The sequence below is a fragment of the Streptomyces sp. NBC_00377 genome, assembly GCF_036075115.1.
Lineage (GTDB): Bacteria > Actinomycetota > Actinomycetes > Streptomycetales > Streptomycetaceae > Streptomyces.
On the sequence record NZ_CP107958.1, the window covers coordinates 8,901,593 to 8,917,655 of the forward strand.

14 protein-coding genes are annotated in these 16,063 nt (G+C 71.2%); 3 read left to right on the forward strand and 11 right to left on the reverse strand.

Translation table 11 applies throughout. The features are described 5' to 3' along the window. Nucleotides 1-812 precede the first annotated feature (812 nt). The 3 genes from OHS71_RS39565 to OHS71_RS39575 all read right to left on the reverse strand — a co-directional run bounded on the left by OHS71_RS39565 (nucleotide 813) and on the right by OHS71_RS39575 (nucleotide 3,802). Nucleotides 813-1,640 carry an SAM-dependent methyltransferase gene (locus OHS71_RS39565; RefSeq protein ID WP_328484130.1) on the reverse strand — a complete coding sequence of 276 codons (828 nt, stop codon included), beginning with the start codon at nucleotides 1,638-1,640 and terminating at the stop codon, nucleotides 813-815. A 309-nt stretch (nucleotides 1,641-1,949) separates the two neighbouring features. Then, nucleotides 1,950-3,245, reverse strand: a complete 1,296-nt coding sequence (locus OHS71_RS39570; RefSeq protein WP_443047191.1) for an MFS transporter — start codon at nucleotides 3,243-3,245, stop codon at nucleotides 1,950-1,952. 17 nt (nucleotides 3,246-3,262) lie between these two features. Next, complete coding sequence (locus tag OHS71_RS39575; RefSeq protein ID WP_328484132.1) at nucleotides 3,263-3,802, reverse strand: winged helix-turn-helix domain-containing protein; 540 nt, start codon at nucleotides 3,800-3,802, stop codon at nucleotides 3,263-3,265. 317 nt (nucleotides 3,803-4,119) lie between these two features. Between OHS71_RS39575 and OHS71_RS39580 the strand changes: the two genes are divergently transcribed. Beyond that, complete coding sequence (locus tag OHS71_RS39580; protein ID WP_328484133.1) at nucleotides 4,120-4,857, forward strand: flavodoxin family protein; 738 nt, start codon at nucleotides 4,120-4,122, stop codon at nucleotides 4,855-4,857. Between the two features lie 236 nt (nucleotides 4,858-5,093). On the opposite strand, the gene OHS71_RS39585 is transcribed toward OHS71_RS39580, so the two are convergent. The 8 genes from OHS71_RS39585 to OHS71_RS39620 all read right to left on the reverse strand — a co-directional run bounded on the left by OHS71_RS39585 (nucleotide 5,094) and on the right by OHS71_RS39620 (nucleotide 13,722). Beyond that, nucleotides 5,094-5,705: a hypothetical protein gene (locus tag OHS71_RS39585; protein WP_328484134.1), complete on the reverse strand. Its 612-nt coding sequence runs from the start codon at nucleotides 5,703-5,705 to the stop codon at nucleotides 5,094-5,096. 44 nt (nucleotides 5,706-5,749) lie between these two features. After that, complete coding sequence (locus OHS71_RS39590; protein WP_328484135.1) at nucleotides 5,750-6,553, reverse strand: ferritin-like domain-containing protein; 804 nt, start codon at nucleotides 6,551-6,553, stop codon at nucleotides 5,750-5,752. 668 nt (nucleotides 6,554-7,221) lie between these two features. After that, nucleotides 7,222-7,374 (reverse strand): hypothetical protein, encoded by a 153-nt coding sequence (locus OHS71_RS39595; RefSeq protein WP_328484136.1) that lies wholly within the window; start codon nucleotides 7,372-7,374, stop codon nucleotides 7,222-7,224. A gap of 120 nt (nucleotides 7,375-7,494) precedes the next feature. After that, the gene (locus tag OHS71_RS39600) at nucleotides 7,495-7,653 is read right to left on the reverse strand and encodes a hypothetical protein (protein ID WP_328484137.1); all 159 of its coding nucleotides are present in this window, start codon (nucleotides 7,651-7,653) and stop codon (nucleotides 7,495-7,497) included. A 263-nt stretch (nucleotides 7,654-7,916) separates the two neighbouring features. After that, on the reverse strand, nucleotides 7,917-9,956 hold the full coding sequence (locus OHS71_RS39605) for a calcium-binding protein (protein ID WP_328484138.1): 2,040 nt from the start codon (nucleotides 9,954-9,956) through the stop codon (nucleotides 7,917-7,919). A gap of 458 nt (nucleotides 9,957-10,414) precedes the next feature. Continuing rightward, complete coding sequence (locus OHS71_RS39610; protein ID WP_328484139.1) at nucleotides 10,415-11,521, reverse strand: macro domain-containing protein; 1,107 nt, start codon at nucleotides 11,519-11,521, stop codon at nucleotides 10,415-10,417. 166 nt (nucleotides 11,522-11,687) lie between these two features. Continuing rightward, a complete protein-coding gene (locus OHS71_RS39615) occupies nucleotides 11,688-12,449 on the reverse strand; it encodes a nuclear transport factor 2 family protein (protein WP_328484140.1) in 762 nt (253 codons plus the stop codon). 406 nt (nucleotides 12,450-12,855) lie between these two features. Next, nucleotides 12,856-13,722, reverse strand: coding sequence for an NAD-dependent protein deacetylase of SIR2 family (locus OHS71_RS39620; protein WP_328484141.1), 867 nt, complete (start codon nucleotides 13,720-13,722; stop codon nucleotides 12,856-12,858). Between the two features lie 173 nt (nucleotides 13,723-13,895). On the opposite strand from OHS71_RS39620, the gene OHS71_RS39625 reads away from it, so the two are divergent. Together OHS71_RS39625 and OHS71_RS39630 are read left to right on the forward strand one after the other, a co-directional pair. After that, nucleotides 13,896-14,846: a helix-turn-helix domain-containing protein gene (locus OHS71_RS39625; RefSeq protein ID WP_328484142.1), complete on the forward strand. Its 951-nt coding sequence runs from the start codon at nucleotides 13,896-13,898 to the stop codon at nucleotides 14,844-14,846. 167 nt (nucleotides 14,847-15,013) lie between these two features. Beyond that, nucleotides 15,014-15,928: a hypothetical protein gene (locus tag OHS71_RS39630; RefSeq protein WP_328484143.1), complete on the forward strand. Its 915-nt coding sequence runs from the start codon at nucleotides 15,014-15,016 to the stop codon at nucleotides 15,926-15,928. The last annotated feature ends 135 nt before the right edge of the window (nucleotides 15,929-16,063 follow it).

Genomic DNA, 16,063 nt, shown 5'->3' on the forward strand with positions numbered 1-16,063 from the left:
GGCCGGACGGGCTCGATCTGATTCCGGCCGTCGAGTTGGTGGCGCGGCCATGGCCGCCCGCTGTGGAGCACCACCCTCGCGCCTGACCGCACATCGCCGACCGGCTCCAGCAGGAGGCGGACACCGTGCGCCGACGCGATCACCGACCTGTTCCCGGTGCCACTCGACCACGCCGAACGGACGTGGCGCGGACCCCGCCGCCCCGGACCCCCCGCTCGCCTCCGCCGGACCGGACGCACGGTGCGCAGCCCTGGGCCAGGCGATCAACGCCGGCGCGACGCCTCAGCGGGCCGGCCCGATCCTCCCCGGCGATCCCGCGCCGTGACCGACGCCGGCTACACCGTGGCCCGGCGCAGCCGGCGTCCTGCACGCACTGGGCGCCACCTGACAGCCCGTCAACGACGAGCACTCGAGCCCGACTTCCGCCCTCCGCCGTGCTGCTGCTCAACTCGGCGCTCCTTGTGGCGCCGGCTCGGTACAGCACCGTAGCCAGCGGCCTGCGCCGCATCCCCGACCTGCGCACCATGCCGGGTCCTGCCCGACGGCCCACCACGGCCCAGCGGTCGGCCAGACCGGCGGATGCGGGAGGGGGAGGGGGACACGGGGATCACGGTCCGGTGGACCGGTCCGCGAGAACGAGGACGCGTTCTGCCCGCAGGACGCGCCGAGTCGCGGTGGGGACGGGGGGAGGGGGCGGCGGGACCCCCGAGCATGCGCTCACGTGCCGGTGTCGGCGCCGAGGCGCTTTGCCCCCCTGACCGACCGGCGGTCAGGAGCCCAGCCTCCCGGCGATCGCCAGCCAGGGATCACGTCTAGGGTTTCCGGGCCAGTCCGGCGGCGATGAGGTGTTCCCAGACCGTGAGTTCTCGTCGCTCGCCGCTGCTCCACGGGTTGGCGATCTCGTCGGGACGCCACTCGGACGCGGGGACGATCCCGGGGTCGAGGATCTCCAGGCCGTCCAGCAGGGAGGCGATTTCCGCGTCCGTGCGCCACCGGCCGCGGCCGAACGTCTGCTGGAGGACCTTCTCGGCCTCCACGGTCTCCGGGTTGTTGCCGGAACGGAAGTGGCTGATGAAGAAGTAGCTTCCGGAGGGGACGTGGTCACGCCAGTACCGGACGATGCCGGCCGGATCCTCGTCGTCGTTGACGTGGTGGAGGATGGCGCTGAGGATGACGGCGACGGGGCGAGAGAAGTCGATGAGTTCGAGGGTGTCGGGGTGAGTGCGGACGGCTTCGGGATTGCGCACATCGACCGCGACGACGCGGGTCCTGTCGTTGTTCTCCAGCAGTGCGCGACCGTGGACCAGCACTTGGAGGTCGATGTCGACGTAGACGACGCGGGACTCGGGAGCGTGCCGCTGCGCGACCTGGTGGACGTTGTCCGCGGTCGGCAGGCCACTGCCCAGGTCGATGAACTGCCGAATACCGGTGGTCGTCGCGATCTCCCTGACCGCCCGGGTCAGGGCCGCGCGGTTGGCGAAGGCGATGGCCACAGAACCGGGCAGGTCGCGCTTGAACACGTCGCCGATCTCACGGTCCACGGCGTAGTTGTCCTTGCCGCCGAGCAGATAGTCGTAGACGCGGGCGATGCTGGGCTTGGCCGGGTCGATGGAGGAGCCTTCGAACGTCATGACGGCCATTCTTCCCCGCAACGCCCCCTGCGCACCATCGCATTGGGAACCTCCAGGCGAGACGAGGCGGCACGAGAGCATGGAGCCTGGCGAGCTCCTGCACGCTTGGCGGTGGCGGCATCGGTCCGCGGTCCGGCAGCCGGTCGCAACCTGTTCGACAAGGCCGGCGGACCCGGTCGGGGTCTGTGCCTCTTCCGGGGCCCCGGGGACGACGAGGTTCGACGACGGCGTGCCCGGCCCGCCGGGGCCACTCGTCGCGTCCCGTAAAGGCCAGGCACCTGACGCCGCGAGACGAGGCGAGGAACGCCCGAGTCGGGCTCAGCACGGCCTCAGCGGCGTCGCGGAGCTCTCGACGGCGCCCTCCTGAACGTGATCCCGGGATTCCGGATGCTCTGGATCAGCGGCCGGGGCGGCGGTACGCAGCGCCGCCTCGACCCGGAGGTTGCTGGTCATGGTCGACGTGACGGCGGTCATGGTGAGCAGGAGGCCGGCGGCGGTGTAGAGCGGGGTGCGTACGTCGTAGGCGGTGGCCAGCCAGCCGCCGAGGAAGGCGCCGAACGGGGCGGCGCACATGGCGAGCATGCGGGAGGTGGAGGCGACCCGGCCCATCAGGTGGGCGGGGACGATCGCCTGTCGCAGGGAGGGTCCGAGCACCATCGTGGCTCCCATGCCCGCGCCGCAGACGGCGAGCGCGAGGCCGGCGACGTACGGGTTCGGGGCGGCGGCAAGGCCCAGGACGGCGAGTCCCTCGACCGCGGCCGTGCAGGTCAGTGCCGTGCCGGTGCCGAGTCGTCGGCCGAGGAAGGAGGCGATGCCCGCGCCGAGCAGACCGCCGGTGGCCTCCGCCGTGAGGAGGAGGCCGAAGCCGAAGGTGCCGATGCCGAGACGCTCGTGGGCGAAGAGGGCGAGTACGGTCTCCACGGCGAGGAAGGCGATGTTCCCCACCGCCGGACGCAGCGCGAGCCCGAGCAGCAACTGGTCCCGGAAGACGTACGATGCGCCGGCCCGCGCTTGCCGCAGCAGCGACTCACGGGCCTGCGGTACGGGCCCGGGTCCGGCAGGCAGCGACCGTACGAGCACTGCGGAGAGCGCGAACGACACCGCGTCGGCGAGCAGCGGAACCGCCCGTCCGAGCGCGAGCAGGGCACTGCCCGCGGGCGGCCCCGCGAAGCCGGACGCGGCGGTCTGGGCGCCACGCAGGCGGGAGTTGGCGCGCTCCAGGAGCACCGGGTCGCGGCCGAGCAGATCCGGCAGATAGGCCGAGGCTGCCGTGTCGAAGAAGAGTCCGCCGAGGCCGAGCAGGAAGGCGACGGCCGCGAGCAGCGCGATGCTCAGCACGTCGAGCGCGGCCGCTGCCGCCGGTATCGCGAGCAGCACCGCACGCACCGCGTCCGTGACCCACATCGTGCGCCGACGGTTCCAGCGGTCCACCAGCGCACCGCCGAGTATTCCGAAGAGCAGCCACGGCAGCGTGCCGGCGGCCGTGACGACGGCGAGCGCCATCGGGTCCCGTGTCAACGTCAACGCGAGCAGCGGCAGCGCGGCATGCGACACCCCGTCACCGAGCGAGGACACCGTCTGCGCAGTCCACAGCCGTCCGAACCCGGTCGGCAAGTTCTGAACGTGTGAGGTCACCTGGCGTCCCCTTCGGTCTGCTCGCCCGGTGCGGGGTGGAACAGTGCGAAGACGAGTGACGCGTCCGGCAGTGACGGATCGGACAGCTCCCGGTACTCGTCCGCCAGTGCCTGCAACCGCGCTCCGAGCTCCGCGAACTGATCGTCGGTGAGCCGCAGATGCGCCATCCGTACGTGCCGCTCGCCGTTCGCAGGCGCTGCCTCCAGGTCCGCCACCGCATGCCGCATCAGCACATCCGGCCCTCCCTCGCCCGGATCCGGCAGCACGATCGCCCGCGCGGCCATTGCGTAGTACCGCTCGGTGACCCCCCGGACCTTCCGCGTTCGTACCACCTTCACCAGGCCGGCCCGCTCCAGCAGCCGTACGTGGTAGCTGGAACTCCCCTTCGCAAGGCCCACTCGTCCCGCGATCTGCGTGATCGTCGCGGGCTCGAAGCGGAGCACGGCCATGATCCGGTGGCGGGTGAGATTGGAAACGGCGCGTAGCTGTTCGTCAGTGGTGACGTGGAACGTCTCGGGGAGATCATCGGTAGGCATGAGCTCAATGGTCAACGCTTCTTGACCATTGTGCAAGGGGATTTCCGAATCACCTGCCCAGGACGCGAGGCGGTCGCTCCCGCGCCCCTCCCTCGCGTGTTCTGAAGCCCCTCGGCCGAAGCCCGCCCCGCCCTCCGGGCCCGCCGCTGTTCGGCGCCCTGGCCACAGCGCCCGGCACGCTGCGGGAAAATGCCGTCGACCGGTGCGTCGAATGGGGACAAACGGAGCACTGTGCGAGACGCTGCCCGAGTACGGTCCCGGGGCCTTGCCGCACCTTCAGCCCCAGGAGCCCCGCTACTCGCGTGCAGGAGTCCGCCATGAACGTCTCGCCCATCGCGTCCTCCGGCGACGAGTACCGCTTCGATGATCTGCGCGCTCTCTTCGTCAACTGCACGCTCAAGCCCTCGCCGGAGCTCAGTCACACACAGGGGCTCATCGACAAGAGCCGGGCGATCATGGAGGCCCGGGGGGTGACCACGGAGGTCGTGCGCGCGGTCGACCATGACATCGCGCCCGGCGTCTACCCGGACATGACCGAGCACGGCTTCGCGGCCGACGCCTGGCCGGCGCTTTACGAGCAGGTGATGGCCGCCGACATCCTGGTACTCGCCGGTCCCATCTGGCTCGGTGACAACAGCTCGGTCACCAAGAAGGTCATCGAGCGCCTCTACAGTTGCTCGAGTCTGCTCAACTCAGCCGGACAGTACGCCTATTACGGCCGCGTCGGTGGCTGCCTGATCACCGGCAACGAGGACGGCGTGAAACACTGCGCGATGAACGTCCTCTACAGCCTGCAGCACCTGGGCTACACGATTCCACCGCAGGCGGACGCGGGCTGGATCGGCGCGGCGGGCCCCGGTCCTTCGTACTTGGACCCGGGATCGGGCGGCCCCGACAACGACTTCACGAACCGCAACACGTCCTTCATGACGTGGAACCTGATGCACGTGGCCGCGATGCTCAAGCACGCCGGGGGCATCCCTGCCTTCGGCAACCAGCGCTCGGAGTGGGACGCCGGCTGCCGTCCGGGGGCGGACAACCCCGAACACCGCTGAAGCCCGTCTCTCAGCGGCCGCAGGGATACTGGCGTCGTGACGTCCTCCACGAGTGCCGGCTCCCGCCCCCACGCGCACCGTGGTGATCGCACACCGCGACCGGTCCGGTGCACCGGGCGAAGGCCGTGTACGCGAACCGCGTCAGCACCCTCGCGGACGACACCATGGAACGGGCCGCCGGGGTTCCAAGAACAACAACTGGCGGCTTCTGCGCTCATCTCGGCGACACCGCGTCCTCAGCCGATCCCGGACGGACCGCAGGTCTGAGCCGTGTGGAGCGGCTCGGCCAGGGTCAGCACAACGGTGGCGGCGACCGTGGCGAGCCATACCGCGTACAGCACCACGGGCCGCGCCCGGCGACGCGAGATCACCCGAGCGACCCACCCGGCCAGCGATCCGGCGGTCAGCGCCGCCACGAGGCACAGGCCCACCACATTCCACGAGACCGGATCCACGGGCACATTCCCCGTGCAGTAGTCGGCGTCGTTCGTCAGCGAGGTATCCAGCAGCACCACGAAGATCACGAGCGCCGACATCGTCCAGGCCACGGCGGCCAGCACCCGGTACGACCACCTGGGCCAGGACCGCAGGGCGCCCGCCAGCACGGCACACATCAGCAGGAGCGGCACCCCCATCCGCCCGAACGGCGCCGCCATCGCCTGCGCCGACCCCACGAGGCCCCCTCGGTACTGGCTGACCTGGGGGTCGTCAGCCCAGTAGAAGCCTCTGAACGCCGCACACACCGAGGTGACGACCACCAGTACGGCCAGCGCATGCGCAGGCACCCGTGCCCGGGGCGCATCCGGGAAGGAGGCGGGCCAGACGATGTCCTGGAACCGGCCTTCCACCCCCGGGCCAACAGCACCACTACAGCGATCTGCGATCACCCGTCTCACATCCCACGCTCCGTTCGTATGCTGCTCGCTCCCCACGGGCACACATCGCGAGAGCCGGAAGTGTTCCTCGGAGCCCGGCGGACTCCTTTCGTGCCGGCCGTCCCGAGGATCGCCGCGACCACCGGACCACCGGACGTCAGCACGTCCGCCACGAAACGTCCTCGCCCGACCCCGAGCCCGCGCAGTGCCCGCCCGTGGTCGGCGGCCACGATCAGAACCGCGCCGAGGAGCATCACCTGCCAGCCCGCGAGCAGCGGCCGCCGGGCTGCGCGCGGCAGTTCCGCGACCGACGCGCGCAGCCACGCGCAGTGGAACGGGATGTGCCGCTCCTCATCTGCCAGGATGTGACCGGCGACCTCCGACGTCAGCGGATCGTCGGTCCCGTCACGCAGCGCTCGGTAGTAGCGCAGGGCCACCACCTCCGCGACCATCAGGAGCAGCAGCTCCGTCCGTAGCCCCGGCACGCGACGCAGTCGCGCGAATGCCGCGTCGCTCCAGTGCCCGGCCCGCGTCGTCGCCCCACCCGCCTTGAGCAGCAGAGCGAGGAGCCTCGCGTGGTTCTTCTCCTCGGCGACGAACAACCGCAGCGCTGCCGAGTACTCCGGATCGCCCGCCGCGTCCGCCTTGGCGAACAGGGCCGAGCTGTCGCCGTCCTCGCCGGCCTGGAATCGCTGGACGCTCGCCCGCACCGCCGGAGGCAGTGAGGCACCCGCCTCCCAGCATGGGTCGGGCCGCGCTGCGCGGCGGTCCCGTTCGGTCTCGAAGTGACGGGCCCATTCGGCGAATCCCGATGCACTCATGCCGCTCGCTTCCATCCCCCGCCCCGCCTGGACGGGGCGGGGTCTCCTCGGTCGTGGGGACGCGGCGGGAGGTGACGCAGTTCCCGTCCCGAGCCCGCCCCCCCCGCAGGAGGCGGGCGGAGATCCCGGTCGTTCCGTCGCACCGCCTCGTGAAACGGACTCCCGCCGCTCCCGACCGGGTGGTGGACCTCGCGGATCAGTTCAGCGGCCGGCACGGCTCGCCGCTGCGGCGGGCGTCCTCGAGGAAGACAAACGCGGTCTCGGTCGCGGTCGGGCTGCGGCCGGCCCTCAGCCGGTCGGGCCCGGCACCACGTGGCTCAGGCGGTGCGTGGAGCGCCGAGGGTGGCGGGGTCCCGCCGAGGCTGAACTCACGCACGGCGCGCACGAGTTCAACCAACGCCCCAGCCCGCTTCGCCTATCGCGGACGCCGGAGCGGACGACGTGCGGCGGCCTCGGCACCCTCCACCCAGTGGAGGTACCAGCGGGCGAATCCGACCGGTGTCCCCGACTCGCCGACGGGTCGGAACGCACCGTCCCCGGGCGGTCGTCCGCCCACATACGGCCACGCTCCGGGCCTGTCAGGACGATCCAGCAGCAGTAACCGCAGCCCTCGTGACTGAGCTTCAACGCACCGCGCGTGACCCAGTCGAAGAGTTCGTCACCCGCTGTCATCCAGGCGCGTAGGCCGCGAAGTACGCCTCTTCGTCGTCGAAGCCGGACAGAAACGGCTGCCTGTCATCGTGCTCCGCCAGAACGCGCCATCGTTCCTCCCCGGTCAGAATCGGAAGCCGCAGGTAGTCGTGGCGCAGGTGGCGGTCCACGTTGCTCCACAGCCATCCCGCGTCCGTCCGGCGCAGGATGCTGAGCCCGTAGCCCGGCCCGGCTCCTCCGGCGCCGACCTCGAGCAGGAAGCCCCGGTATTCCGCCGGCAGCGGGACACCTCACTGCGCCTCCGCCCCGGCGACCTCTCGCTCCGACAGCGGATCCGCGAACCGGAAGTGATGACCCGATCCGCCGGCCAGGTCCCAGGCACCGAAGACCTGTTGTGCCTCGTCCACCGGGGCCAGCGCCTCCACCCGCTCGCGGACCCCACTCCGCATCGTCTCCCCACGAGCCGAACGGTAGGCCGGGGCAACGGCGCCCTCACGCGTTGAAGGCGTCCCGATGACGCGCTGATCTCGTGGCGTAGCCCGATCCGGCTGTCGTGAGCCGGCAGACGGGGCCCGTGATGTGGCCGGGGTGGTCACCGGAGGAACCGCCCTCGGCCGTCGGCACGCGTCAGGACCCGCGACTCGCCCCGGACACCTTCCGCGACACGGGCCCGCACACTGCGGGGCCCCGTGTCGCTGGGACGTGGCGCGGCTCAGGGGCAGCTGAGGCGGGTGTCGCCCGCGTCGGTGGTGCAGGTGTCCGTCTGAGGGCCGCCGTTGGCGGTGTCGTTGCCGGACACGTTGTCGACGGTGTCGAGGTTGTCGGTGCCGGAGTTGCCGATCAGATTGTCGTTGCCGGGGCCCGCGGTGAGGGTGTCGTTGCCGAAGCCGCCGTCGAGGCGGTCGTTGCCGTACCCACCGTGGACGGAGTCGTTGCCGTTGCCCGCGTCGACGGTGTCGTCGCCGCCGAGGGCGCAGATCACGTCGTTGCCGCTGGTGCCGGTGATGGTGTCGTTGCCGCTGGTGCCGATGCGGGTGCAGCCGCGCGCGTTGTTGACCGTCGTGGTCGCCGTGGCGGTGTTGTTGCCGGAGGTCGGGTCGGTCTGGGCGGCAGCGACCGTGGCCCGGTCGGTGAGGGTGCCGGTGGCCCGTGGTTCGGCGGTGACCGTCACCGTGGCAGCGGCTCCGGGGGCGAGGGTGCCCAGCGAACAGCTCGCGGTGGTGGCGGTGGTGGTGCAGGTGCCGGAGCTTGCGGTCGCCGAGACGACGGAGGCGGCTACGCCGCTGAGCGTGTCGGACAGGGCGACACCGGTGGCGGAGGCAGTGGTGCTGTTGTTCGTCACCCGCACGGTGTAAGTCGCCCGGTCACCGATGCTGACGGTGGTGGGGCCGGACTTCGTCACCGACAGGTCCACGCCGGCCGGGGGCGGCGGGGAGCCACCGCCTTCGAAGCGGGCCAGCGCGAAGTCGGCGTCCGGCCCGCCCCCGCCGGCGGCGACGATCTTTCCGTCCGTCTGGAGGGCCACGCCACGGGCGGCATCGGTTCCGCCGAAGTCCGCGATCGCGAGGCCGCCGGTGCCGAAGCCGGTGTCGAGGCTGCCGTCGGGGTTGTAGCGCAGGACGGCGACATCGCCGCCGGGCCCGTTGCTTCCGGCGACGACGATCCGGCCGTCACCCGGCTGAAGCCGTACGTCCGCTGCTCCGCCGCCGGGGGTGATCACCCTGCCGTTGCCGTCGAAGCTCGTGTCCAGGCCGCCGTTGGGGAAGTAGCGGGCCAGAGCGAACCTGGCGCCGCTGGCGCCGACGGCGACGATCTTTCCGTCGGGCTGGAGCGCGAGCCCTTCCACGGCCTCGTAGTCGCCGAAGTCGGTGCGGACGATGCCGTCGCCGTCGAAGCTCGAGTCCACGCTGCCGTCGGCGTTGAAGCGCATCAGCGCGAAGTCGAAGCGGGTCGAGCCGACCTGGCCTCCGACGACGATCTTGCCGTCGGGCTGCAACGCCAGGGCGCGGCCGTCACCGCCCTCCTGCACAACCGGCCCCGCCGGATTGGCGGTCACCGTGCCGTCGCCCCCGAAGGTGGTGTCCGGGGTGCCGTTGCTCGTGAGGCGGAGCACCGCCATCTGCCCCCCGGCATAGCCGGCCGCGACGATCCTGCCGGCCGAGTCGATGGCCACATCACGGGCCTCGGTGGGGCCGTCGAGGTCGGCGAAGACCCGGCCGTCGCCGCTGAAGGAGTCGTCCAGGGTTCCGTCGGGGTTGTAGCGGGCCACTACGAACCAGCAGCAGTCCTCGTACTCCCGCCAGCTGCTGCCCACCACGACGATCTTGCCGTCGGCCTGGAGCGCCACGGCGTGCGCCTCGCTCCACTGGAGGCTGGCGCCCATGTTGTTGATGGCGGTCGTCACCGTGCCGTCGCCGCCGAAGCCGGTGTCCGGGGTGCCGTCGGGGTTGTGGCGGGTCAGTGCGAAACGGCTCTCCGCGACCGAGCCGTCGAGGGAAGCGCCGACAGAGACGATCTTGCCGTCGGGCTGTACCGCCACGTCGTTGGCGCGATCGTCGTCGGCGATGCCGGTGAGCACCTTGCCGTCACCGCTGAAGGTGGCGTCCAGGCCGCCCGGAGCCGCGGTCGCGATGCCGGGGAGGGTCAGGAGCAGTGCCAGGACGGTCGCGGCGACGGTCCCGGCCCGGGCCACGAAAGACCGGCGGCGTCTGCCGTGTCGCTGCCGCGCCGGTCGTACATGTGGTGTGAACATGTGCGACAGCCTCCCGCCGTCGGCGCGGGCAGACGGTCACCACGAGAGGCGTTGCACTCACCGGACGCACCAATCCATCCGAGCGGGTGAGCGTCGTCGGCACGGCGCCTCGCACATCCCTCCCGGGTCACGGCCGGTGAGGGGTGTCTGTGTGGTGTCCGGGCCGCCTCACGGGAGCGGCGCGGACCTCGTGAACAGGCGGCACGGTGGCAGTGGCGGCCGACTGCGGCGTAGGCGCTCACGACGGTCGGCTGTGGTGCGGGAACCGTGGGCCGGCGCCGACCCGGGGGAGCCGTTCCACGAAAGTCGCCTCACCGGTCTGCTGCGGTCGATGTCCGGCCACTTCACCTGCTGGTCTCCGGGCGGACCGCACGGCAGCGGGAACACAACCCCGTACCGCATGATGCCCGACCGGAGCAGCGGTGGTCGGGAAGGCTGCGTGCCGGCCGACCGGGTCCTCACTCCCTGCTCGGTCGACCCGGGTGTTCACTCCCTGCTCGGTCGACGCCGATCCGAGCAGGTACGGCCTGCGGCGCTGCTGACCGGCGACCGCCGGCCCCATCCGGGCCGGAACGGGCGCCCGCGCCGAGGGCGTGCCGGTAGGCCAGTTCGTCGTCGTCTCCGAACACGGTGAACACCACGCGGTCGAACCGTGCGGGATGTGCAGCGATCCAGTCCGCGACGGCGTGCAGCGCGACCGGGGCGGCCGCCTCCTTGGGATAGCCGAAGACGCCGGTGCTGATGGCGCAGAAGGCGAGGGTGCGGATGGTCTCCACCTCGGCGGCGAGGTCCAGGCACGCCCGGTAGGAGGAGGCGAGCGCCAGTGCGTCGCGCGCGTGCGGACGGCCCCGGACGACAGGGCCGACGGTGTGCAGGACGTACCGGGCCGGCAGGTGGTAACCCCGGGTGATCTTGGCCGTGCCGGTGGGTTCGGGGGTTCCCTGCGCTGTGATGATCGTGTCGCAGTCGTCGCGCAGACGAGGTCCGGCGGCGTTGTGGAGGGCGTTGTCGATACAGGGGTGCAGGGGGCGGAAGCAGCCGAGCAGCCGGTTGTTGGCGGCGTTGACCACGGCGTCCGCGGCCAGCGTGGTGATGTCTCCCCGCCACAGCGCGGCCTCGGCCGCGGCCCGGAACGTGGTTCCTTGGAACTCCCCATCGATCGTGGGCAGTTCAAGCACCGGGACGGCGGGGCGTAGGCGTCGCTCCGCGCCGAGGAGTGCGTCCAGCTCCCGGTCCGCTCCCTCCGCCAGCGGACCGGGTTCACGGACGGTCAAGAGCGCGCGCAGCACCCTGCGGGCCGTTGCCGGGTCGGCGTGGGAAGCGGTATCCGTGAGGCTCCTGAGTGATTCGGACCGCAGCCCGAGCCGGGTTACGGCCGGATCGGTGCTGAGCAGGCGCAGCGCCGAGCGCGCATGGGCGTCGGTCCGCACGGCTGGGGCCGGCTCCGCGGTCGGGCGAAAGGGCTCGTCGAGGGCGACGGCTGAACGGTAGGCGGTCAGGGGCAGCGCTGAAGGCTTGGTGTCGGTCCCGGTGAAGGCACCGGCCTCGGCGCGGATCGGCATCATCGAAGGCTCCGGGTGGGGCGGTTGAACGAGGTGCGCCGATGGCCAGGCATCCGCACTGGGCACGCGGAGCCGCCTGGCCATCGGCATGTGGATCACGGGGATCGGAGTGTGCCGACGTGCAGTTCGCCGATCATGCTTCGGCTGTGCGGGCGGCGTACGGGTCCGGTCAGAACAGGCCGTTTGCGTGGGGCAGTTCGGCCGGGACGGGCGTGATGACGTCCCAGTGCTCGACGATCCTTCCGTCCGAGACGCGGAAGAGGTCGTAGTAGGCGACGGGCGCCCCGAACTCGCCCTCGGACTGCGTCAGGACGAACTCGCCCTCGGCGATGACCTTGTGGACTTTCTTGTAGACGAGCAGCTTGCCCTGGTCGGCCCATTCGGCCGCGGCCGCACCGAAGCCGTCGAGGCCGTCGGCGGCCTCGGTGTTGTGCTGGTGGTAGGTCGCGGTGGATATGTAGTCGGTGAGCACCGAGTAGTCGGCGCCGACGAGGACCTTCTCGGCGAACTCGGAGACCAGGACACGGTTGGCGTCGGTCGTGTCGGTCTTGGTGACCGCGGCGGGGCCGTCGGTCTGGGAGCGTCCGGAGGCGGTGTCCTCGACCTGTGGGGTCAGGGCGTCCCAGTGCTCGGCCAGCTTGCCCTCGGCGTCGACCCTGAAGACGTCGAACCCGACGAGCGGGTCCGGACCGAAGCCGTGGTAGGTGCCGTGCAGGGCGACCAGGTCGCCGTCGGCGATGACCCGGGCGCCTTCGTAGCGGAAGTCCTCGCCCAGGCCGGCGACGAGTGCGCGGAGGGCTTCGGGGCCGTCGGCGGCGAGCGCGCTGTGCTGCTTGTAGTTCGCGGCCACCCAGCGGTCCACGGCGGAGGGATCCTTGTCGCCGAACAGTTCGGCGGTGGCCTGAAGGACGGTGTTCTTCGCGTTGCTCATGGCTGTATTCCTTGCTTGTGGACCTGTGCGGCATGGACCCGTGGTCGAGTGACCATGTGTTCAAACTAAGTACGTGACACCAGGTGATCCGGTGTATTTACTGACTTTGAGTGTTCAAAAATTGACATCCTTTTCGGACTGAGGTGCCGGGCACGGCGTCCGGCCCGCTCGAGGGCGATCGGGAAGTGGACGAAGGTGAGCAGGTCGCCGTCGCCTTCGGTGACGCCGCGGACGGCGCGGCCAGTGAGCGGGATGCCGATACCGAAGGGGCCGTCACTGCTCGCCCGAGGGCGCCGGCCACGCGGCGACGCGGCGAATGAGTCGGTGGACTGCCGCCGGAGCGCGGTGCCACCGCCGCTCTCCCCGGAGCGGCTGACGGCCCGGTAGGCGGGCCGAAGCGATACCGTCAGGGAACGAGCCGGTCAAGGAGCCGGTCCGCCCCGAGGGGAACGGACAGGGCGCGCTCGCCCAGGTCCGCGGGCACGTCGGGGTGGTCGGGGTTGATCCGGACGAAGCGGACCCGAGGCGTCCGGCGTGCCACGTCCTCCATCGGCAGGCGGATCACCCCCGGGGTGTTGAATCCGGCGCCGAGTTCCAGGACGAGCAAGGTGCTGTCCGTCGGCGCGTCCTCGAGCCACTGGGCCAGCCGCCGTCCGGCGGGCAGGTACGCGTCGTCGACGAACTCCGGACCGACCCGGACGTTGGGGAAGACCTCGGCGCCGCAGCGGGGGCAGTGCGGCAGGGCCCGGGGATTGGTCACCCGGCCGGTGTCACGGTCGTAGGCCGCGAGGATCGTGTCGAGGAACGGTTTGCTGGGCCACGTCTCACGGGTGCACGGAACGGTGCACTGGAGGCGGCCGTAGTCGCCCTGCGGGGTGAAGACCCGGTCCGCGGCGAAACCGCTGCGGACGAAGAGGGCGTCGACGTTGGACGTCACCACCCAGTGATCGCGCTCGCCCACCAGCGCCCTCAATCGCTGGTACAGGGGGTTGGGACCGGGGCTGTAGCGGATGTCGTCGATGTGGACGGCCCAGTATCCCCACATCATGTCCTTCGGCAGCGGCACGCCGAGCAGGTAGCGCGAGCGCAGACCGAGCCGGTACAGCGCGGGCAGCAGTTCCCTGAAACGTTCGGTGTCGCCGTAGTCGTAGCTGGCTGCCGTGCTCAGGCCCGCGCCGGCCGCGACCAGGACCCGGTCGGCCTCCTCCAGCCACGTGAGGACCGTGTCGCACGCCTGCGTCGGGGTGACGCGGGCCGTGCTCGGGGCGCTCACGATGCGTACGCCCCTTCCTGCTCGGTGGCACCTGGCTCAGTCCCCACCCGTTCCTCCAGCACCCTCACCCGTGGCCGTCCTTTCCGTTTTCCGCATCCAGGGAGAACCGCCGCTTCGGCAGTACGGCCAACGTAGGGAGGGTTACAGGCTCCAGGCCGATAAACTTGCGACTGATGATGGCCAAAACCCGACAGGCTTCCTCGAAGGAGATCCTCGAGATCCCCTTCGCCGCGCCCGCGGGCACCCCCGCAGGCATCGAGGTCATGTCCCTGGCCGAGCTGCGCCGCCGCGTCTGCGAGCGCACCCTGGCCCAGCCGCGGCGCCCCGACTTCCACCACCTGCTCACCCTCACGACGGGCGCCCTCCGGCACACCGTCGACTTCGACGCACACATGCTGCGGCCCGGGTCCTGGTTGTGGGTGCGCCCGGGGCAGGTCCAGCAGTGGGGTGACCTCGGCAAGGCCGAGGGCATGCTGATCCTCTTCCAGCAGGACGTCCTCGATGCGGCCACCGCGACGGCCGCCCGTGTCGACGACCCGCACGCACCCGTCATCACCACCCCCGTGGCCGACGAGGGCCGAGCCCTGACCATGGCCGCCGAGCACCTGAGCCACGAGTTCGAGGCGCTCGGCCACCTCCCGCTGGAGGTTCACACGGCGGCCCTGCGTCATCTCCTGGCCGTCCTCCTGCTGCGGCTCGCCCATCTCACCGTCCCGAGCGGCAGCCCGGCACCGGAACCTGACGAGACGTATCTGCGGTTCAGGGACGCCGTCGAACGGGACTTCACCCGCACCAGGCGGGTGGAGGACTACGCCCGGGCGCTCGGCTATTCGGGGCGCACCCTCTCCCGGGCGACGCTGGCGGGCGCCGGGCTCAGCGCCAAGGAGTTCGTCGACCGCCGGGTGGTGCTGGAGGCGAAGCGTCTGCTGGCACACGGCGACCGGACCGCCGCCCAGATCTCGGACCACCTCGGCTTCGTCAATCCCTCCCAGTTCAGCAAGTACTTCCTGGACCGTACGGGCCAGTCCCCGATCGAGTTCCGCAGAGGGATCCGTGGGCGCGGCGAGGCCTCCGCTCCGCAGGCTGTAACCGCGGTGCGGTTGCACGATCCCACTGGCAGATAGGGCACGGAGGCGGCAACGGCAAGGACCTTCGCCACGGCGGTGCCCCAGGTCCCGCCGAGAACGCCGGTGGGTGGTGAAGCCGACGGTGAGGCAACGCTCCCAGCCCATCATCCGTCTGGTCAACCGAGATGGGGCTGCGTGGGTGCCCGTCAGGAACGGAGTGAACAGTGTTGATCGGCTTGCTGACCGCCGTCGCGGCATCCGTCTGCTACGGCACGGGCTCGGTGCTGCAAGCCGTCGGGTCCCGCCGGTCCGCGCGCAGCGATGCGGCCACCACTGGGCGCACCCAGTACGGCGGGCCCAGCCTCTCCTCGACCGCGAAGGCCGCGATGACCTGGGAATTCGCCGTCGGTACCGTCCTGGACTTCGTGGGGTTCGCGCTGGGTGCGCTCGCTGCCCGGCTACTGCCCCTGTTCCTTTCACAAACCGTGATCAGCGCCAACCTGATCATCACCGCCGTGCTGAGCGTCCGGCTCCTCCGTATCCGGCTGACCCGCGCCGAGTGGACGTCCGTCGGCGTGGTCTGCGTGGCCCTCGTTCTGCTCGCCGCAGCGGCGGGTGAGGAGGGCAGCGGACACGGCGTCCCGATCTCCACGCACGGGTGGCTCCTGGCGATCTCGCTGGCTCTGATGGTGGGCGGCACGCTCGCCGTACGCCTGCTCGGTGCGCGCGCCGCGATCCTTGCCGGCCTGCTGTCCGGACTCGGATTCGGCGCGCTCGGCGTGGGCGTCCGCCTCCTGAACGGCGTGGACCCCTTCGATCCGGCAGCCCTGCTCGCGGACCCCGCCCTGTACGCGATCGTGACGGCCGGAGTCGGTGGGATGTACCTGCACACCGTCGCCTTGCAGATCGGTTCCGTCAACGGGGCCACGGCTGCCCTGGTCGTCGGTGAGACCGTGTTGCCCGGCGCGATCGGCGTGCTGTGGCTCGGCGACGCCTCACGGGCCGGTCTCGCCTGGATGGCGGTGCTCGGCTTCGTCCTGGCGGTGTCCGGCGCGGTCGCGGTCGCATGGTTCGGCGACCCTGGGGCGCATGCGGAGGAGCAGCCTCAGCAGGCGCCGGAACTGACTCCCGTGCGCTGAACACCCGGGCTTCCCTTGGTCGGCGCGCCCAGCTAGTGCCGCGGCGGGCAACGTTTGCCCGTCAAGGAGCGGCGTCCGGTGCGTGCTCTCGGCGTGCCGGCCGGAAGTCCTCGTACTGGACGTACCTGGGCTTTC